Origin of the sequence: Parvibaculum sp. (assembly GCF_045863935.1) — a bacterium.
GTDB lineage: Bacteria > Pseudomonadota > Alphaproteobacteria > Parvibaculales > Parvibaculaceae > Parvibaculum.
The window spans coordinates 1-17,810 of the sequence record NZ_BTVP01000016.1; the positions used below are offsets into that span (position 1 = coordinate 1).

Here is a 17,810-nt window from a genome sequence, read left to right on the forward strand (position 1 = left end):
ATACCCGGCAAACCCGAACGCGATGGGTTTCGCAGAGGAATCCCGAGGGGAGGGTGGGGAGAGCCCCCTCACACCGGCGTATAGACCACGAGTTTCAGCCCCGGCTCGTCATTCGCCTGGAAACTCGCATAGTCGAAGCGGAGGCTGCCGAGTTTCGGGTGGCTCAGTTCCTTGCGCCCCGCCGCCACGTCGCGGATGTCATGCGCCTTCCACCAGGTGTCGAATTCCGCGCATTCCGCCGCGAGCCGCGCCAGCAGCGCCGCGAAAGCCGGGTCGCCCGCCCAGAGGTCATGCGTCTTGCGGAACTCGGCTACCATGCGCTTCGCTTCCCGCTCCCAGGCGTCGCCGAAGAGGCGGCGCGTCGCTGCGTTGGTCAGCATGTTGAGCAGGATGTTGCGGCGTTCCGGCGCGACGCGGCTGAAAGCGAACACCCGGTCCGCCGCGCCGTTCCAGTGCAGCACGTCCCAGCGCCGCCCGGTCACATAGGCCGGCTGGGCGAGGCTCTCGACCATGCGCTTCACGGTTTCGGGCACCTCTTCGGGGGCGAAGCGGCGGCGGTCGGCGTGGCTCGCCAGCGCCTTCAGATGCGCGTGTTCCGCCTTGTCGAGATCGAGCGCGCGGGCGAGCGCGTCCACCGTTGCCGGCGAGGGGCTCACAGTGCGGCCCTGTTCGAGGCGGATGTACCAGTCGGTGCTGATCCCTGCGCGTTCGGCCACCTCCTCGCGGCGGAGCCCTGCCGTGCGCCGCCTGCGCCCTTCGGGCAGGCCAAGCGCTTCCGGCGTCAGCCTTTCGCGGCGCGCCCGCAGGAAGCTGCCCAGTTCGCCATGACGGGCGTCGGGGGGTGCGCCGGCCGTCTCCCTTGTGCCTTTGGGGCTGCCTTCGGGGCTGCCTTTGGGGCGGGGCGTTTCGGGCGCTGCCTTCTTCATCGCAAATCCGTTCATGGGCTCAGTCTCCGCCGCGCCGCGCGCCGGAGGGAGGGGCTCTATTGTCCTATGATAATACCAGGTCTGAATGCGCTTCCAGCGTCCTGCCATCCTGGGGGTCCAAGGCAACCTCTCTCAGGAAGGACACACCATGCCTCTCATTCAGGTCTGGCTTCGCAAGGGCACCACGCCCGAACACCGCAAGGGCATCTCGAAGAGCATCCACCGCGCCATGGTCGACGTTCTCGGCATTCCCGAAGACGACTATTTCCAGGTCACCCATGAGCTCGACCGGGACGACATGCTTTTCGATCCCGGCTATTTCGGCCGCCCGCGCAGCGAGCGCTTCATCATGATCCGGCTCTCCTTCAATGCGCGGCCTGCCGCCATGAAGCTGAAGCTCTTCGAGACCATCGCGGACAATCTCGAAAAGGATCCGGGTCTCGACCGGGCCGACATGGGCATGTCGATCGTCGAGACCACCTTCGAGAACTGGTGGGCGCATGGCCGCGCGGTCGATCCGAAAACCGGCACCGATTCCCGCATGTCGGCCTGACATCCGCCCGTCGCGCTTTATCCCCTCTTCCTTCGGGAGGAGGGGATTTCGGCGTTTTTTCGTGACAGTTCGGTGACATTTCGATGACAGTCACCCCCGGCTTGTCCCCGGGGAGGGTCATTTCCCGTGCAAAATCAAGGGGTTGATGCTTTCCGGCGCGGGGGCGCACGCAGCGTCACGCTGCCGTGTGCGGCTGCGGCTCAAGACGCAAAAATGTCGCCCGGCGAATTCGCCAGCGATTTCAATGATTTGGTGGAGGGAGGGTGCCGCCGGCGCCGGGGGAGGAGGGAGGATGGCGCCGGCGGCATTCTGAAATCTATCGGTCGGGGAGGAGGTCGACCGACGTTTCGTGAGATGAATATCGCCCGTGGCTGACAAGTTGTCAATCAACTTTGTGTTGCGTTGCAAAAATTTAACATGGATTGGGATGCGACCAGATTGCACCATAAGTTATTGATATATATAGTATAAACTTGAATAATACGGAGTTTCGGACCGCAAAAAAGCCCCGGGTGCGGTCGAATGACGCAGTGCGGGGCGCATGTTTTAGGGGACAACCCCTAGGTTTCGGGCGGTGTTTCAGATTGCTCTTGCACGGCCTTCAAAGGCGTCCTAGAAGGAGCGCCCGAACTGGTCCGTCCCCTTCGTCTAGCGGTCCAGGACGTCGCCCTCTCACGGCGAAAACAGGGGTTCGATTCCCCTAGGGGACGCCAATTCTTCCAATAAAATCAAGTACTTGGCGTTAAATGTAGGCGGCTGCCGCCTGCATCGCGAGGCCGATTGCCGAGCCCAGCCAGAGCACCGCGATCGACAGAATGCCGATGGTGAAGCCGGTCGAGCGCTTCAGCGCCTCCGCATAATAGCCGCGGGCGTAAACCACTCTGCCGATTGGGAAAAACACGCCCACAAGCGCGGCCCACATGTCGCCGATGGTCAGCGCGAAGAGCCAGAGCGCGGGCAGGAAGAGGATCAGCACTTCCGTCGTGTTGCCCTGGACGCGCAGTACACGGAGGAAGTCGTCCGGCCCGTCCATGCGCGGAGCCGGAATCCCGAATGTTCCCCGTGCCTTACCGACCTTGAAGGCCATCCAGAAATAGACCGCAAGCGTGACCAGCGTGACGAGCCCCGTCAGCGGATAGGCGAAAGGCGTCATGGCGAATCTCCCTCATGCGTTGCCCTTGTAAGGAGAGCAGCTTGCGGTGATTCCGGCAAATAAAAGAAGAGGTTGCGAGGCGCGTCCGTCAGTGCGCGACGCCCGCCTCGAGCGCGCGAATGCGTTCGGCGAGGCTCGGGCCGTTGGCGGGCGCTTCGTCTTCGTCGTCCTCGTCGCGTCGCGCGGTGCCTTCGGGCGTTCCGTCGATCTCGGCAAGAAGGGAGGCCTTCACCTCCGCGAGGGTGCGCGCGTCCTCGTCCTGCTCCTCGGGGCTATAGGGCTCAAGTGCTTGTGGCACATAACTTTCTTCCGCCGGTGCGGCTGGCGCTTCGAGCGCGGCGAGTTCTTCGCGCGCCGCTTCGTAGTGCCGGGCCTCGGCGGCGAGCGCCTGTTCGAGGCCGCTCAGTTCGCGGCTCGCCACCGCCACGCTTGCCGCGCGTTTCGCGGTTTCGGCCGCCGCCCTGTCGATCCGTTCGCGCAAGGCGGCGAGGGTGGAGCGGAGCCCCTCTCCCTCGGCCCGGAGCGCATCCGAATCGGCTGAAAGCTGCGCTTTTTCCATCTCGAGTGCTTCATTCTCCGCCGCGAGCCGCGCGCTTTCGGCGCGCAGGTTGCGGATATCCGCCTGCATCGGAGCAAGCTCGCGTTCATGGCGCCGGAGCAGGCTGTCGAGTTCGGCCTGGCGATCCTCTGCCGCATCCGTGTCCGCCTCACCGTCCGGGGCCATCTTGCGGAGCGTAACGGTGACGGCCCGGCGCCAGACGAACTGCGCTCCGATCAGCGCGAAAAGCGTCGCGATGAGGAATCCGAGCGCGATCAGCATCAGGCTTTCAATCATGGGAATCTCGCTCCGCCCATCCTTCGCGTCAGTTGCTTCTGCGGCCCTGGAAAACCCGCAGAGACTGCCAGAAAAGCACCGTGCCTTCTACCACATGGTCGGGTGGGCGGGGATTTTGCGCGGGCCCTGTGTCAGAAAGGCAGCCACTCGCGCGACTTCGTATATTTCAGGTAGCCGACCGACGCGCCAAGCCTCAAGCCTACGCCGGCGCGCATGGGGGCGAGGACAATGTCGTCGCGCTGCTGATAGTTGACCCCGATGCCGCCGACCAGATAGGCGCTGCCTTCGACGCCCGGGAAACGCTGATAGATCGTCTCTCCATTGGGGAGGTTGTAGACCAGCGTGAAGACCTTCACGGCATCGCCGCCAAAATCCCAACCGGCGCTTGGGCCCTGCCAGTAAACCTTCTGGCTGCCGCCATTTTTCATGACGAGGTTGCCCTGGCCGTAGCGCAGACCGATGACGAAAGCGCCGCTCGCTTCCTCGCCCTTGATATAGGCGTTCGGCTCGCCGTACTTCTCGAAGACGTTATGCACGGCATCGGCCAGCCCTTTCGACACGGCGCCGAAGAAATCGCCTGCTTCCTTGACGATCTCGTCTTCCTGATAGGTGTCGGAAGACTGGTTCTGTGTCTGGGCGAAGGCGGGTGCGGGCGCCAGAATGGCGAACGACCCGGCGAGCAGTCCCAGCGAAAGGGCGACCGCTGAAAGGCTGCTCAATGTCCGAGCTTTCACGGTGGGTCTCGGTTTCGCCTGGTGGGCTTTCTCGCACATGTGCCGTTCCTTTGTCATGTCGTGTCAAACCGCCATCGAATCGCCGTCAATTGATGCAAACTCTAACGCAGAATCTATGGCGCAGCGGCCTCGGGATAGTGTCCGCACAGGATGGCGAAACGGTGACCGGAAAAGGGCATATCGACTCGGGCAAGATTGCGGACGGTGCCGGATGCTGAAATCGTGGAAGGCGCGCCTCGCCGCGATATCGGCTGTCCTCCTTGTTGTGCTTGCCGCGAGTCTCGTCTGGCTCTGGGTCGAGCGCGCGGCGCTGGCGGAACGGGTCATCGGCCGGGCGCTCGCGGACCGCGGTATCTCGCCCATCTCCTTCAGTGTCGGTTTTATCGGTCTCCGGAGCATCTCGCTTTCCGGCATCGTCATCGGCGATCCCGCTGCGCCCGATGCTGCCGCAAGCAGCGTCACGGTCACCTACTCCCTCGGCGAGCTTCTCTCGGGGGAAGTCCGTTCGGTCGAGATAGAGGAAGCGAAACTTCATGTAACGCTCACACGTGAGGGCCTCTCGCTCGGTTCACTGGACCCTCTGCTCCAGGGCGGGGGCGGAGGGAGGCTCGTCCTGCCGCCGATTTCGGTGCAGGACGCAGCGCTGACGGTGACCACTCCCTATGGCGAGTTCGCCTTTGCCGGTCCGGCTGCGGTTCGGCCGGAAGGCGAAGCCATCCTCCTGTCCTCCGACGCGCTTCAAATCGTCGAGGTCGCGGACGAGCCGCGTTTCGTACCGCTCGTCGCGGAGGGGCATCTGCTCCTTGAAGGCAAAAAGCTCGGCTTTTCCACCTCTGTTGCCAGCATCGTCGATGACGAAACCCATGTCCCGCTTGTCAAAGCGGAGGGAACCTATGACGGCGAAACACATGTGGGGCGGGCGACGGCGGAAGGTGCGCTGACATTCGCCCGCGAAGCGCTTACGCCCGCAATGATCGCTCCGGCGCTTCGGCCTCTCTACCTCGATATTGGCGGCAACATAGCCTATCGGGCCGATGTAAATGTGAGTGGCGGGGATATCTCCATTGCCGCCACTGCCGACCTCGCCGATTTTTCGCTTAGCCAGACGGCGGGAGGTTCCTTCGCGGCCACTGGAGGGATCGAAGCGACTGCCGGCCTTGAGGACGGTGCGCTCAAACCCATCCGTATGGACCTGCAGGGCGTGAAGGTCCGTGATCTTGCGCCGTCGGAGCGTTTCGCGCCGCTGCGCGTCGAAGGTCCAGTCGAATATGTCCAGGGCTCTCTCTCTGCAGATATCATTTTGCGCAGTGCCTTGCCGTCGATTGCGGGCGCGCGTCTCGCGAATGTAAAGGCAAGCTACGACACCGCTGCAGGGCGGGGACAAGTTCGTGCACAAGGCGACCTCGCCTTTGCGCCGGGCAAGCTCGAACTTCAGACCTTGTTGCCATCGCTCAAAGGTACGATTGCGCGCATGAGCGGCAATCTCTCATACAGCGCCAATGCGGATCTGAAGGACGGGAACTTCGCGAGTTCCGGCCTGGCGAAGCTGAGCAATGTTGGTTTTACCGCTTCCGCCGCAACCGCCGAAGGCGTGACCGGGACGGTATCGCTTTCGAGTTTACTTCCGTTGCGGACGAAAGGCGTTCAGACGCTGAAGGTCGGCATGTTGCAGGCGGGCGTGCCACTTGAGAATGGAACTGTGGCCTTCGAGCTGGACAGGGCGGGACTTCGCATCGTCGATGCGAATTGGCCATTTGCGAAGGGGAAGCTTGTCCTCGTTTCTTCGAGCGCATCGGTTACCGCGGGGAATGCGGAGTTCCTTCTGTCCGTGACGGATATCGATCTTTCGGCGCTGATCGATATGGTCGAGGTGCCGGGGCTCAAGGCGACCGGCCGTATCAGCGGGCAGGTTCCGATCGCGATCAGAAATGGCGACCCGATCCTGCTCGACGGCAATATTTCGGCGAAGGACAACGGTGTTATCGTCTATCGCGGCGATGCGACTGAGGCGGTTGCGACAGAGCAAACGAAGCTCCTCACCGATGCGCTGCGGAACTTTCACTACACGGAACTCGCAGGCGGGCTTTCGGGAAATGCGAATGGCGAGCTGGTGCTTCGTCTCTCGTTAAAAGGGGCCAATCCGGACCTCTATGATGGATATCCCTTCGCCATCAATGTGAGGCTCGAGGGATCGCTTGCGGACCTCCTTCGGCGTGGTACCGTTGGGTTTCGGCCGCTTGAGCTGATCAAAGAGCAATCGAAAGGGGCGGTCCAGCCGCCCGCAAACAAGACGGAGCCGTGAGCTTGCAGCACAGGAAGCTTTCAATGCAGCCCATTTTCTTCAGGTTTGCGCTCCTCACTGCGCTTGGGAGTTCGTTCCTGTTGTCGGGCTGCAACCCCACGGTGAAAATCGAGGCGCCGGACAAGCCCATCGAAATCAATCTCAACGTCAAGATCGAGCAGGAGGTCCGGGTACGGGTCGAGCGCGATCTCGACGAGTTGCTCGCCGAAAATCCGGATCTGTTCTGAGGAAGACACGAGACATGCGCTCATTCATGAAATCCGCTCTGCCGCTTTTCGCGCTTCTATTCTCCCTCGTTGTCGCGGGACCCGCCCTCGCCATCGATCTCGATTCCGCGAAGGCCCAGGGATTGGTCGGCGAAAAGCTGAATGGCTATGTCGGCATCGTGACGGCGGCGCCGGATCCAGATCTCAAGGCGATGGTGAACGACATCAATCTTCGGCGCCGCGCCTCCTATCAGGCGATTGCAGCCAAGACACCGGGCGCGACGCTCAACGCCGTCGAGAAGCTCGCCGCGGAGAAGCTCATCGCAAAGACGAAGTCCGGTCAGTATGTGGAGACGGCCCCGGGCAAGTGGGCGAAGAAGCCCTGAGCCTGTCCCGTTCCGGAACGGGTGGGCTTTCCGCCCCCGGCTGGCACACGAAAATCCCCGAATGATGCATAGCGGCAGCTGGACCGCTTGTCTCGCGGCGGCATGTGCCTTGCACATTCAATAGCGCAAGCATTTCCGCCGGCATCGAGTATTGCATGGCGGGGCCGGCGCGAACCCTCGACGGTCGGGGGGCCAGTTCGTGGTTTGCGCCGGCCAGCTTGTCATTCTCCGACGGCCTCGACAGCACCAGGCCCCGGACCGGATTTCGATCCGGTCCGGGGACCAGGAGAACCTTTTCCTTATTGTCAGGCGGTGGCGCCGCGCGCCACGAAGAAGGGGTTGTCGAGCCCGCGCTCGGTCTTGCCGTAGAGAAGCGGTGCGCCATCGAGCTGGGTGACGTTGCCACCCGCTGCGAGGAGGACGGCATGTCCCGCGGCCGTGTCCCACTCCATGGTGCGGCCGTGGCGGGGATAAAGATCTGCTTCTCCGGCTGCGACAAGGCAGAACTTGAGCGACGACCCCGCCGCCAGAAATTCCTTCACCTTGTAGAGGTTCAGATACTCGTCGGTTTTGGTGTCGCGATGTGTGCGGCTTGCAATGACAACGAGGCCGTCTTCGGCGGGCTTGCGCGCCGCAATGGGCTTGGGCGCATTCGGTCCGGCCTTGCCGTCCGAGCTTGGCGTTATCGCCTGTTCGAAAGCGTGCCCCGCGCCATAGCCGAAAAACATCCGATCCTTTGCGGGGGCGTAGACGACGCCCGCAACCGGCACGCGCTCCTCGATAAGCGCTATGTTGACCGTGAATTCGCCGTTCTTGTTGATGAATTCCTTGGTGCCGTCCAGCGGGTCGACAAGGAAGAAACGGTGACCGATTTCGGGGATGTGCCCGCCGGCCGCAGCCTCTTCGGAGACGACCGGTACATCGGGAATGACCTTCCTCAGGCCCTCGAGGATGATCGCTTCGGCATCTCGGTCGGCGGCCGTTACCGGGCTCTTGTCTTCCTTGTGGATGACCTCGAATTCCGAGTGATAGTGGTCCATGATGGCTGCGCCCGCCACGAGGGCGATCCGCCGCAGTTCCTCAGTGAGCGCGGCTCGGTCGGAAATCAGGCTCGTCAAGTCGTCATCCTCTGGAATGTTCGGACCGGATCGGGCAGGGGTGCACAGACCGGCGAAGGCTGGTTTGGCCGCCGGGGCTGGCATTGACGGCGGCGCGATGCTATCAGGCTTTCTAGGCTTTTAGGGGTTCTGGGGCAAATCGATATGACGGAAACGACAGATGTCTCCGCGTTGGAGCTTGCTGCCTTGATGTGCAGTCGCGTCTGCCACGACGTGATCAGCCCGGTAGGTGCGATCACGAACGGGCTGGAAGTGCTTGCCGACGACGACGATCCGGAGATGAAGGCTCACGCGATGGAGCTCATCACCAAAAGCGCAGCCCAGGCATCAGCCAAGCTTCAGTTTGCCCGGCTCTGTTTCGGCGCTGCCGGATCGGCGGGCGCCGAACTCGATCTGCAGGATGCGAAGGCGGTTGCCGAGGGGTTGATGATGGGCGAGCGGGCGGCCCTCGCATGGGAAGCCCCGGCGGCGACCATCGGCAAGGACTATGTGAAGCTGTTGCTCAATATGGTCCTTATCGGTATGGCGGCGATTCCGCGCGGCGGCGAAGTCGCGGTCACGGTCGAAGGCGAACTGGCGAAGCCGACGCTGCGCGTGCGCTCGACCGGCCAGGCGGCGCGGGTGCCCGAGGAAACGGCGAAGTTCCTGGGCGGTCGCGATCCGGACAGGTTCCTCGATGCGCGCGCTGCCCAGCCTTATTTCACGGGTCTTGTTGCGCGTTCCCTCGGCCTCTCGATCGATGCGCGAATGGAGAATGAGGACTTCGTGATCGAAGCCGCGTTCGCGGATGGCGGCGCAGGCGTCTGACGACGCGCACGAAGCGGCAATGAAAAAGGGCGCCTCAACGGGCGCCCTTTTGCATTGGATTCAATCGTATTCGGTCAGGCGGAAGCCTTGGCGGGCATGCTGCCTTCCGACGGGTCGCGCAACACGTAGCCGCGTCCCCAGACGGTTTCGATATAGTGGTCGCCACCTGTCGATGCCGCGAGCTTCTTGCGCAGCTTGCAGATGAAGACGTCGATGATCTTGAGTTCCGGCTCGTCCATGCCGCCATAGAGATGGTTGAGGAACATCTCCTTCGTCAGCGTCGTGCCCTTGCGGAGCGAGAGCAGCTCCAGCATCTGATATTCCTTGCCCGTCAGATGAACCCGGTTGCCCTCAACCTCGACCGTCTTGGTGTCGAGATTGACCGTGAGCTTGCCCGTGTTGATGACCGACTGGGAATGACCCTTGGAGCGGCGGACAACGGCGTGAATGCGGGCGACGAGCTCGTCTTTGTGGAAGGGCTTCGTCATGTAGTCGTCGGCACCGAAGCCAAGGCCACGGACCTTGTTCTCGATACCGGCGAGGCCGGAGAGAATGAGGATGGGGGTGGTGATCTTGCCGACCCGCAGCGACTTCAGAACGTCATAACCGCTCATGTCAGGCAGGTTCAGGTCGAGCAGGATGATGTCGTAATCGTAAAGCTTACCGAGATCGACCCCTTCTTCACCGAGGTCGGTGGTGTACACATTGAAACCATCCGACTTGAGCATCAGCTCGATGCTCTGCGCTGTCGCGCTGTCGTCTTCGATGAGCAGAACTCTCATTGGTCCCCCTCTCGGCGATGCGTTAATGCCCTCAATCGCCGACGGTTTGGTTAATCCATATTTCGGACCATAAGGCGATTTGGTTAACAAAGGTTAATCGGAATGAAAAAATTTAGAAAAATTTACAGGTCGTTCCCTAAGTCGCTGCCCTGACTCATTTTTCCAGAATCGGGACACGGAAAAGCGCGCCGATGCGGCTGTTTTCGGCGCGAGCCTTCCGTCCGCATCGGCTGACATTTCCCCATTTCAGGGTTTACGCCGTCTTAAAGTCTTCGCGTCAGACTGCACGTATAGGAAAGGCGGGGAAGGGTTTCCCCATAATCCAATGGCAGGCGGACATCCCGCAGTAGAAGAGGCCCGAAGCCAGTGCAGGCATTGTTGGCGGAAATAGGCGCGCTTGCCGAGGTGAAGCATTACGGGCGCGTCGTCAGCATTCAAGGACTGATGGTCGAGGTCGCCGGACCGCTCCACGCCATGGGCGTCGGTAGCCGCCTCGTGGTTTATACCCGCGCGGGAGAAGAAGTGATCTGCGAGGTTGTCGGCTTCAGAGACAACCGGGCGCTCTGTCTTCCGTTCGGTGCGCTTTCGGGCATCGGTGTCGGCTGCAAGGCCGTCCTTTCGTCCGAAGAGCCGCATGTTTACCCTTCGAATGCATGGCTCGGCCGCGTCGTGAATGCGATGGGTGAGCCGATCGACGGCAAGGGACCGATCGCACAGGGGGCAATGCCCTATCTCTTGCGGAATATGCCGCCGGCCGCCCATACGCGTCAGCGCGTGCGCGGCAAGGTGGATCTGGGCGTTCGCGCGCTCAACACCTTTACCACCTGCTGCCGCGGCCAGCGTATGGGCATTTTCGCGGGCTCGGGCGTTGGCAAGTCGGTGCTGCTGTCGATGCTGGCGCGAAACACGGCATGCGACGTGTCCGTCATTGGCCTTATCGGCGAACGCGGCCGCGAGGTGCAGGAATTCATCGAGGACGATCTTGGGCTCGAGGGGCTCGCGCGCTCGGTCGTCGTCGTTGCGACATCCGACGAGCCGGCGCTGATGCGCCGCCAGGCAGCCTATCTGACGCTGAGCCTTGCCGAATATTTCCGCGATCTCGACAAGAATGTGCTTTGCATGATGGACAGCGTGACGCGCTTTGCCATTGCGCAGCGTGAGATCGGCCTTTCCACAGGTGAGCCGCCGACGAGCAAGGGTTATACGCCGACCGTCTTCGCCGAGCTGCCGAAGCTTCTCGAAAGGGCCGGGCCGGGCACCGGCGTTGGCAGCATCACGGGGCTCTTCACGGTGCTGGTCGATGGCGACGATCACAATGAGCCGGTGGCCGACGCTGTCCGCTCGATCCTCGACGGCCATATCGTGATGGAGCGCGCGATTGCCGAGCGGGGCCGCTATCCCGCCGTGAATGTGCTCAAATCCATTTCCCGGACGATGCCGGATTGCAATGCGCCAGAGGAAAACGATCTCATTCGCCGTGCCAAGGCGTTGATGGCGACCTATGACGACATGGAGGAGCTGATCCGGCTTGGCGCTTACCGCCCCGGCTCTGATCCGCAGGTCGATGAGGCGATCCATTACCAGCCTGCGCTCGATGCCTTTCTTGCGCAGCGCAAGGACGAATCCTGCACTCTCGCCGACGGCTATGCGGCGCTGGCGGAGATACTTCGCGCCGGCCCCGAGACTTTCAAGGAGACTGAGTGATGCGGAACCGCGAATCCCTCATCCGCCTTCACAAGTTCCAGGTCGACGAAAAGCGGCGCAAGGTGACCGAGCTCGAGCTCATGCTGGCGGAGTTCCGGCAACGCGAAAGCGATCTGGAAGCGCAGGTTGAGGAGGAACAGCGCAAGGCTGGAATCTCCGATGTCGCCCATTTTGCCTATCCGATGTTCGCGAAGTCGGTGATCCGGCGCCGGGAGAATATCCTCGAATCGATCGAGGGAATCGGGCGCCAGCTTGAAACCGCGAAAGAGGAACTGGCAGGTGCGTTCCGTGAACTCAAGAAATATGAGCTGCTCGAAGGCAGCCGGAAGCGGAAGATTCGCAAGGAAACGATGCGGGTCGAGCAGGCTGAGCTTGACGAAATCGCACTGACGATTCACCGCAGACACTAAGCTTGTCAAAACGGGTTTCCGCCGCTTGCCGGTGCGCGCTAAGGTAACCGCGAATGCAACAAATCGCGGTCAACACCCATGCCCTCCTTCGACATCGTGTCCAAAACCGATCTCGCCGAGATCGACAACGCGCTCCAGAACGTGGCGCGCGAAATCAGCCAGCGCTACGATTTCAAGGGTTCGAACTGCTCCGTCGAACGCAAGGAACATGAGCTGACCATTCTTGCCGATGACGATTTGAAGCTGAAGCAGATGCACGAGCTTCTGCAGGGGCACCTCGCGCGGCGCCAGATCGAATCCGCCATTCTCGACTACAAGGAGCAGGAAAAGGCGGCGGGCCAGAGCGTGCGCCAGAAGGTCGCCATCCGCGAGGGCGTCGACAAGGAGCTGGCCAAGCGCATCGTGAAGGACATCAAGGGATCGGGCCTGAAGGTGCAGGTTGCCATTCAAGGCGATGAGCTTCGCGTCACCGGCAAGAAGCGGGACGACCTCCAGGCCGCGATCCAGTTCGTGAAGGGGCTGAAGATCGAGCAACCCCTCCAGTATGAAAACTTCCGCGATTAGCCGCGGAAGAACAGGCGCCGGACGAGATAGACCAGGCTGATCGCGATCAGATAGCCGACGAAGCGGATCGCGACGAGCTTGAGCACGTCGAGATCGAGATAATCCGGCAGTGGATTGGCGGCACCTGCATAGAAGTTGCGACCGACATTCACGAGCTCGTGGACGACCGTCGCGCCCAGCGAATAAACCAATATGCGGTTGTACCGGCTCATGAGTACGGCCGCGATCAGCGCGATCACCAGGCCCTGAATCGAATTGACGGTGTCAAAGCCCATACGAGCCCATGCGAGAGCTTCGTTCAGATAGTTCGAGAAATCCATATTGTCCCCCTCAAGCGTTACCGGACAGGAGAACCCCTCTCCCGGCACGACGGACCGCCCAGCCACCACGCAGGCGCATTCCGTCGAAGTGCCGGGAGAGCCTATCCCAAAATGAGACGAGGTCTAGCGATTTACGCAGCGAAAACCTCCGCCTGCGTCGCAAAATCGTCATCCATGCATGCGCCGTTGCGTCCGTCAGGTACAGGGAGCCTGGCAAAACGGGACGGGAACCGGGACACCGGGTGGTTAATGCGGTGCGCGAACCACGAGTGATGCTTCTCCGTCTCGGCCCCCTTCGTCACACGTTACCAACGGTTCTCAGCCGGATGCGGGGGTGGATTTCGTTCTGCGACATGACGAATGTCTGCGGGCGGAAGCGCTCGATAATGGAGCGTACATAAGGCCGGATGCCGGGACTGGTGAGCAGAACCGGCACCTCTCCGGCGCGCGCAGCCTCCTCGAAGCGATCGCGCATGGATGCGATGAACTCCTGCAGCACCGACGGCTGCATGGCGAGCTGCTTTTCTTCGCCCTGTCCGACGAGCGACTCCACGAATGCCTGTTCCCAGCGCGGCGACAGCGTGACGAGCGGCAGGGCGTTGTCTCCGTCCATATGCGCGGCGCATATCTGACGGGCAAGGCGCGCACGGACATGCTCTGTGATAAGCGTGAGGCTCTGCGTGTGGCCGACCGCTTCCGCAATGCCTTCCATGATCGTTGGCAGGTCGCGGATCGAGATGCGCTCGGTAAGCAGCGTCTGCAGTACACGCTGGATGCCCGTAATCGTTATCTGCGAGGGGACGAGATCGTCGACGAGCTTCTTGTGCTCCTTGCCCAGTTCGTCGAGCAGCTTCTGCACCTCCGCATAGGAGAGAAGGTCGGCCATATTGTCCTTGATGATCTCGGTGAGATGCGTCGTGAGCACCGTCGGAGGATCGACCACCGTGTAGCCGCGGAAGGACGCTTCCTCGCGCAAGCCTTCGTCGATCCAGGTCGCGGGCAGCCCGAACGCCGGCTCCGTCGTGTGGAGACCGGGGAGCTGGATCTGACCGCCATGCGGATCCATTACGAGAAGCTGACCGACATATACGTCGCCTCGGCCGGATTCGACTTCCTTCACGCGGATGACATAGCTGTTCGCCTCGATCTGGACATTGTCCAGGATGCGGACGGAAGGCATGACGAAGCCCATGTCGCTCGCGATCTGTCGGCGCAAGGCCTTGATCTGGTCGGTGAGCTTCTGATGGTCCTTGCCGTTGATGAGCGGCAGCAACGCGTATCCGATCTCGAGGCGCAGCTCATCCATCTTGAGCGCGGTGCTGATCGGTTCCTCGGCCACCGGCTTTGCTTCCGCTTCCTGAGCCTCGGCAAGGTCGGCATCGTCCTGGCGCTTCTTGCGCGTCTTCGTCAGATAGAAGGCGAGGCCGCCGGATGCCCCGGCGAGCAGAAGGAAGGGGATTGCGGGAAGACCCGGCAGAAGCGCCATAGTGCCCATCACGAAGGAGGACATGCCCAGCGCTTGCGGGTAGCCCGAAAGCTGATCGAAGAGGGCTTCGTCGGCGGCACCCTCGACGCCCGCCTTCGAGACAAGGAGGCCTGCGGCGGTCGAGACGATGAGGGCGGGAATCTGGCTTACGAGGCCATCGCCGACCGTGAGCAGCGTGTAGGTTTGGGCTGCGTCGCCGAAGCTCATGCTGTTCTGGGCGACACCGATCACGATGCCGCCGACTACGTTGATGAACGTGATGAGAAGGCCTGCGATCGCGTCGCCGCGAACGAACTTCGATGCGCCGTCCATGGCGCCGAAGAAGGAGCTTTCGTTTTCCAGGTTCGTGCGGCGTTCGCGCGCCTGCTTCTCGTCGATGAGGCCGGCGGCGAGGTCGGCGTCGATCGCCATCTGTTTGCCGGGCATGGCGTCGAGCGTGAACCGCGCCGCGACCTCCGCGATGCGGCCCGAACCCTTGGTGATGACGACGAAATTCACGATGACAAGGATCGCAAAGACGATGACGCCGATGACGAAGTTGCCCTGCATCACGAAATTGCCGAAGGCCTCGATGACCTTGCCGGCGCTGCCGGTGCCTTCGTGCCCCTGGCCGAGGATGAGGCGCGTGGAGGCGAGATTCAGCGCGAGGCGCAACATCGTCGCAATGAGAAGGACAGTCGGAAAGGCACTGAATTCGAGCGGCTTCTGGATGAAAAGCGCCGTCATCAGCACGAGCACGGAGAAGGTGATCGAAATGGCGAGCGAGAAGTCGAGCAGGAAGGCAGGCAAGGGCAGGATGAGCACGACGATGATCGCCATGACACCAAACGCGAGGGCGAGATCGCCGCGCTTGGCAAGATCGGCAATCAGGCTACGTGGCGTCATCCCCGAGATGCCGAGACTGCCGAGCATTCCTTTTGCCGGCGCGGCGCTGCTTGCATCACTCATTCATTGAATCCCTGGAACTGCGTTCCTGAAAAGGCGTGGGGTCTGAGAAGTCAGCCGAACTGGGGACGGGCTTCGCCGGGCGTCGGAATCTGGATGCCCTGCTCGCCGTATTCCTTGAGTTTGTTCCGCAGGGTGCGGATCGAGATCCCAAGGATGTTGGCGGCGTGAGTCCGGTTGCCGAAGCAATGGTCGAGCGTCTGGAGAATGAGGTCCTGCTCCACTTCCGCGACCGTTTTGCCGACGAAGGCGCGGGAGGCAGCATCGGCCGCCGCTGCTGCTTTCTGTGCGACACCGCTGAGAGGCGTGTCGTCGAGCCGCGTTCCGTCCGGCAGACGGATCGCATCGACATCGATCTCGGCAGCAGTGGAAAGAAGCACGGCACGGTGCATGGTGTTTTCGAGTTCGCGCACATTTCCCGACCAGCGATGCTGACCAAGGAAGCGCCGAGCCTCCGCCGAAATCGTCTTCTGGGCGAGGCCGTTCTGCTTTGCGTAGCGAGCCGCGAAATGGTCCGCCAGCGCCACAATGTCGGCCGGCCGCTCCCGCAGAGGCGGAAGCTGGAGATTGACGACATTCAGACGGTAGAAGAGGTCCTCACGGAAACGCCCGGCGCGGGCTTCGGCCTGCAGGTCCCGGTTCGAGGTCGCGATGATGCGGATGTTGACCTTGACGGGCGTCTTGCCGCCGACGCGATCGATCTCGCGCTCCTGGATGGCGCGAAGCAGTTTTGCCTGGAGGCGTATGTCCATCTCGCTGATTTCGTCGAGCAGCAGCGTACCGCCATCGGCTTCCTCGAACTTGCCGATACGTCGGGCGACCGCGCCTGTGAATGCGCCTTTCTCATGGCCGAAAAGTTCGGACTCCAGCAGATTTTCCGGAATGGCGGCGCAGTTCACCGAGATGAACGGCTTGTCACGGCGAAGCGAGCGGCTGTGAACGTAATGCGCGATGACTTCCTTGCCCGTGCCGGACTCGCCCGTGATGAGGATCGACGCCTCGGAAGGGGCAACCTGGTCCGCAAGCTTCACGACCGAAGCCATTTTCTGGTCCTGGAAGACGAGAGCGTGGCTTTCCTCGGCGACGGCCGAGAGCACAGCAGCGATGAGATCTGCGTCGGGCGGCAGCGGAATGTATTCCTTCGCGCCAGCCCGGATGGCGTTCACCGCGGCGCGGGCGTTTGTTTCGACGCCGCATGCGACAACGGGGATGCAGATGTGCTCAGCCTGAAGCCGGGTGATGAGGTCCTCGATGTCCATGGCGACATCGACCATCATCAGATCGGCGCCGCGCCCCGTGCGCAGTGTCTCGATCGCCTGGTCGACGGTCTCCGTATGGGTCACCTTGGCGCCCTTCGCCATCGCCATTTTCGTGGCGGTGGAGAGCTGTCCGTTCAGGGTTCCGACGATCAGAAGGCGCATGTGCGGCTCCTCTACTTTCTTTATCTCAGATTCAATTTACTGGTTCAGAGCGATCCGGCTTCAGGCGAGGCCGCCCTTGACGATTTCGGTCATCGTGACGCCGAGCCGGTCGTCCACCACGACGACCTCACCACGCGCGACGAGCCTCTCATTGACGTAGATGTCGATGGCCTCGCCGACCTTGCGGTCGAGCTCGACGATTGCACCTCGTCCGAGCTTCAGCAGGTTCGACACCTCGATGTGCGTTTTTCCGAGGACCGCCGAGACGTTGACGGGTACATCGAAGACCGCCTCGAGGTCCTGCGCGGTTCTTGCGACGTCTTCTTCCTCCTGCGCGATTTCAGTCTCCCCGAGAGAGGAAGCAACCTCGGCATTGGCGAGATCGGGAAGCGCGACTTCTTCGTCCTGGTCGGCCATGATGAGAACTCTCCTTCAGATATCCGTTGTTACCGCTCGTCCCGATCCGCTCCGCGGGGCTCAGGCATGGCTAGTGAATTGTTATGTCCGGTTTTCATCGTTTCGATGTGGCGGGTGATGATCTCGACGATTTCGTGCTCGATTTCTTCGCGATTTCGGGCAACGCCGCCGTCGGCCCATTCCACAACGCAGTCGCCCTCGGTCATTGCGGGCTCGCCAAGAAGAATGATGCGGCCCGTGAGACCCCGCTCCATCGCCATGCGATCCACCGTTTCCTTCATGCGATCGACAAGCGAAGCCGAAACGCGAAGCAGGATGTGCGGCTCGCGGTTCAGGTGAGTGAGGCAGTCCCGAAGCAGGGCCTCGATTTCGGTTTCCGGCTGTGCCGCGATGAGCGCCGGCGCGAGCTTGCGAGCGACTTCGAGAGCGAGTTCGGAGGCTTCGCGTTTTGTGGAGGCGACATGGCTGTCGAGGGCAGCCAGGAGGGCGGCGGCACTCCGGGAGAGCTGTGCCATGGCGTCGCCGAGTTGCCGGTCGGCCTCGGCTTCGGCGTCGCAGCGGCCCTGTGCCTGACCGGCGGCAAAGCCTTCCTTGCGCGCGGCTTCCATATCCGCCTCGGTGAAGGCAGGCGACGACGGAGCCTTCGTGGCGGGTCGCCCGGACTCGTCGCCGAAGTGTGTGTCGAAGGTGAACTTCACTGCCTGTTTCATACCGTTGATCCGGATGTCCCTTGTCTATGCC

19 protein-coding genes and 1 tRNA gene are annotated in these 17,810 nt (G+C 62.0%); 9 read left to right on the forward strand and 11 right to left on the reverse strand.

Features of this window, described 5'->3' with window-relative positions; all coding sequences use genetic code 11:
• Positions 1–68 precede the first annotated feature (68 nt).
• The gene (locus tag ACKUUH_RS08410) at positions 69–941 is read right to left on the reverse strand and encodes a helix-turn-helix transcriptional regulator (protein ID WP_407949448.1); all 873 of its coding nucleotides are present in this window, start codon (positions 939–941) and stop codon (positions 69–71) included.
• Between the two features lie 133 nt (positions 942–1,074).
• On the opposite strand from ACKUUH_RS08410, the gene ACKUUH_RS08415 reads away from it, so the two are divergent.
• Together ACKUUH_RS08415 and ACKUUH_RS08420 are read left to right on the forward strand one after the other, a co-directional pair.
• Positions 1,075–1,479 (forward strand): tautomerase family protein, encoded by a 405-nt coding sequence (locus tag ACKUUH_RS08415; protein WP_407949449.1) that lies wholly within the window; start codon positions 1,075–1,077, stop codon positions 1,477–1,479.
• 637 nt (positions 1,480–2,116) lie between these two features.
• Positions 2,117–2,192: transfer RNA gene (locus ACKUUH_RS08420), tRNA-Glu, on the forward strand.
• 29 nt (positions 2,193–2,221) lie between these two features.
• Here ACKUUH_RS08420 and ACKUUH_RS08425 read toward each other — a convergent pair.
• From ACKUUH_RS08425 to ACKUUH_RS08435, 3 genes are all read right to left on the reverse strand, one after another.
• Entirely contained in the window at positions 2,222–2,632 is a 411-nt protein-coding gene (locus ACKUUH_RS08425) for an MAPEG family protein (protein WP_407949450.1), read from the reverse strand.
• A gap of 88 nt (positions 2,633–2,720) precedes the next feature.
• Positions 2,721–3,467 (reverse strand): hypothetical protein, encoded by a 747-nt coding sequence (locus ACKUUH_RS08430; RefSeq protein WP_407949451.1) that lies wholly within the window; start codon positions 3,465–3,467, stop codon positions 2,721–2,723.
• 131 nt (positions 3,468–3,598) lie between these two features.
• Positions 3,599–4,240, reverse strand: coding sequence for a DUF1134 domain-containing protein (locus tag ACKUUH_RS08435; RefSeq protein ID WP_407949452.1), 642 nt, complete (start codon positions 4,238–4,240; stop codon positions 3,599–3,601).
• 172 nt (positions 4,241–4,412) lie between these two features.
• Between ACKUUH_RS08435 and ACKUUH_RS08440 the strand changes: the two genes are divergently transcribed.
• From ACKUUH_RS08440 to ACKUUH_RS08450, 3 genes are read left to right on the forward strand one after another with little or no spacing between them, the layout of a single operon-like run.
• Complete coding sequence (locus tag ACKUUH_RS08440; RefSeq protein ID WP_407949453.1) at positions 4,413–6,503, forward strand: YdbH domain-containing protein; 2,091 nt, start codon at positions 4,413–4,415, stop codon at positions 6,501–6,503.
• Positions 6,504–6,526: 23 nt separating this feature from the next.
• The gene (locus ACKUUH_RS08445) at positions 6,527–6,730 is read left to right on the forward strand and encodes a YnbE family lipoprotein (RefSeq protein ID WP_407949454.1); all 204 of its coding nucleotides are present in this window, start codon (positions 6,527–6,529) and stop codon (positions 6,728–6,730) included.
• A gap of 14 nt (positions 6,731–6,744) precedes the next feature.
• Positions 6,745–7,095 carry a YdbL family protein gene (locus ACKUUH_RS08450; protein WP_407949455.1) on the forward strand — a complete coding sequence of 117 codons (351 nt, stop codon included), beginning with the start codon at positions 6,745–6,747 and terminating at the stop codon, positions 7,093–7,095.
• Positions 7,096–7,400: 305 nt separating this feature from the next.
• On the opposite strand, the gene cysQ is transcribed toward ACKUUH_RS08450, so the two are convergent.
• Positions 7,401–8,213 (reverse strand): 3'(2'),5'-bisphosphate nucleotidase CysQ, encoded by an 813-nt coding sequence (gene cysQ, locus ACKUUH_RS08455; protein ID WP_407949456.1) that lies wholly within the window; start codon positions 8,211–8,213, stop codon positions 7,401–7,403.
• Between the two features lie 144 nt (positions 8,214–8,357).
• On the opposite strand from cysQ, the gene chpT reads away from it, so the two are divergent.
• Entirely contained in the window at positions 8,358–9,020 is a 663-nt protein-coding gene (gene chpT, locus ACKUUH_RS08460) for a histidine phosphotransferase ChpT (protein ID WP_407949457.1), read from the forward strand.
• 74 nt (positions 9,021–9,094) lie between these two features.
• Here the strand turns inward: chpT and ctrA are convergent, their stop codons facing one another.
• Positions 9,095–9,802: a response regulator transcription factor CtrA gene (gene ctrA, locus ACKUUH_RS08465; protein ID WP_322311764.1), complete on the reverse strand. Its 708-nt coding sequence runs from the start codon at positions 9,800–9,802 to the stop codon at positions 9,095–9,097.
• A gap of 366 nt (positions 9,803–10,168) precedes the next feature.
• On the opposite strand from ctrA, the gene fliI reads away from it, so the two are divergent.
• The 3 genes from fliI (at position 10,169) to ACKUUH_RS08480 (ending at position 12,480) form a co-directional block, all read left to right on the forward strand.
• A complete protein-coding gene (gene fliI, locus ACKUUH_RS08470; RefSeq protein ID WP_407949458.1) occupies positions 10,169–11,506 on the forward strand; it encodes a flagellar protein export ATPase FliI in 1,338 nt (445 codons plus the stop codon).
• Positions 11,506–11,916, forward strand: a complete 411-nt coding sequence (gene fliJ, locus ACKUUH_RS08475) for a flagellar export protein FliJ (RefSeq protein ID WP_407949459.1) — start codon at positions 11,506–11,508, stop codon at positions 11,914–11,916. Before fliI ends, fliJ begins: the two co-directional genes overlap by 1 nt.
• 78 nt (positions 11,917–11,994) lie before the next feature.
• Positions 11,995–12,480 carry a YajQ family cyclic di-GMP-binding protein gene (locus ACKUUH_RS08480; RefSeq protein ID WP_407949460.1) on the forward strand — a complete coding sequence of 162 codons (486 nt, stop codon included), beginning with the start codon at positions 11,995–11,997 and terminating at the stop codon, positions 12,478–12,480.
• Here the strand turns inward: ACKUUH_RS08480 and ACKUUH_RS08485 are convergent.
• The 5 genes from ACKUUH_RS08485 to ACKUUH_RS08505 form a co-directional block, all read right to left on the reverse strand.
• Entirely contained in the window at positions 12,477–12,800 is a 324-nt protein-coding gene (locus ACKUUH_RS08485) for a hypothetical protein (RefSeq protein ID WP_407949461.1), read from the reverse strand. The genes ACKUUH_RS08480 and ACKUUH_RS08485 overlap by 4 nt on opposite strands.
• Positions 12,801–13,098: 298 nt before the next feature.
• The gene (gene flhA / locus ACKUUH_RS08490) at positions 13,099–15,198 is read right to left on the reverse strand and encodes a flagellar biosynthesis protein FlhA (protein ID WP_407949534.1); all 2,100 of its coding nucleotides are present in this window, start codon (positions 15,196–15,198) and stop codon (positions 13,099–13,101) included.
• Positions 15,199–15,284: 86 nt separating this feature from the next.
• Positions 15,285–16,652 (reverse strand): sigma-54-dependent transcriptional regulator, encoded by a 1,368-nt coding sequence (locus tag ACKUUH_RS08495; RefSeq protein ID WP_407949462.1) that lies wholly within the window; start codon positions 16,650–16,652, stop codon positions 15,285–15,287.
• 60 nt (positions 16,653–16,712) lie between these two features.
• Positions 16,713–17,069, reverse strand: coding sequence for a flagellar motor switch protein FliN (gene fliN, locus ACKUUH_RS08500; protein WP_407949463.1), 357 nt, complete (start codon positions 17,067–17,069; stop codon positions 16,713–16,715).
• A gap of 29 nt (positions 17,070–17,098) precedes the next feature.
• On the reverse strand, positions 17,099–17,779 hold the full coding sequence (locus ACKUUH_RS08505; protein WP_407949464.1) for a hypothetical protein: 681 nt from the start codon (positions 17,777–17,779) through the stop codon (positions 17,099–17,101).
• Positions 17,780–17,810 lie beyond the last annotated feature (31 nt).

Coding starts and splice junctions, on each gene's coding strand:
- ACKUUH_RS08440 (WP_407949453.1), top strand. CDS start 4,413: ATGCTGAAATCGTGGAAGGCGCGCCTCGCCGCGATATCGGCTGTCCTC.
- ACKUUH_RS08450 (WP_407949455.1), top strand. CDS start 6,745: ATGCGCTCATTCATGAAATCCGCTCTGCCGCTTTTCGCGCTTCTATTC.
- ACKUUH_RS08435 (WP_407949452.1), bottom strand. CDS start 4,240: ATGTGCGAGAAAGCCCACCAGGCGAAACCGAGACCCACCGTGAAAGCT.
- fliJ (WP_407949459.1), top strand. CDS start 11,506: ATGCGGAACCGCGAATCCCTCATCCGCCTTCACAAGTTCCAGGTCGAC.
- ACKUUH_RS08410 (WP_407949448.1), bottom strand. CDS start 941: ATGAACGGATTTGCGATGAAGAAGGCAGCGCCCGAAACGCCCCGCCCC.
- flhA (WP_407949534.1), bottom strand. CDS start 15,198: ATGCTCGGCAGTCTCGGCATCTCGGGGATGACGCCACGTAGCCTGATT.
- ACKUUH_RS08430 (WP_407949451.1), bottom strand. CDS start 3,467: ATGATTGAAAGCCTGATGCTGATCGCGCTCGGATTCCTCATCGCGACG.
- ACKUUH_RS08480 (WP_407949460.1), top strand. CDS start 11,995: ATGCCCTCCTTCGACATCGTGTCCAAAACCGATCTCGCCGAGATCGAC.
- ACKUUH_RS08495 (WP_407949462.1), bottom strand. CDS start 16,652: ATGCGCCTTCTGATCGTCGGAACCCTGAACGGACAGCTCTCCACCGCC.
- chpT (WP_407949457.1), top strand. CDS start 8,358: ATGACGGAAACGACAGATGTCTCCGCGTTGGAGCTTGCTGCCTTGATG.
- ACKUUH_RS08505 (WP_407949464.1), bottom strand. CDS start 17,779: ATGAAACAGGCAGTGAAGTTCACCTTCGACACACACTTCGGCGACGAG.
- ACKUUH_RS08415 (WP_407949449.1), top strand. CDS start 1,075: ATGCCTCTCATTCAGGTCTGGCTTCGCAAGGGCACCACGCCCGAACAC.
- ctrA (WP_322311764.1), bottom strand. CDS start 9,802: ATGAGAGTTCTGCTCATCGAAGACGACAGCGCGACAGCGCAGAGCATC.
- ACKUUH_RS08485 (WP_407949461.1), bottom strand. CDS start 12,800: ATGGATTTCTCGAACTATCTGAACGAAGCTCTCGCATGGGCTCGTATG.
- ACKUUH_RS08425 (WP_407949450.1), bottom strand. CDS start 2,632: ATGACGCCTTTCGCCTATCCGCTGACGGGGCTCGTCACGCTGGTCACG.
- fliN (WP_407949463.1), bottom strand. CDS start 17,069: ATGGCCGACCAGGACGAAGAAGTCGCGCTTCCCGATCTCGCCAATGCC.
- ACKUUH_RS08445 (WP_407949454.1), top strand. CDS start 6,527: ATGCAGCCCATTTTCTTCAGGTTTGCGCTCCTCACTGCGCTTGGGAGT.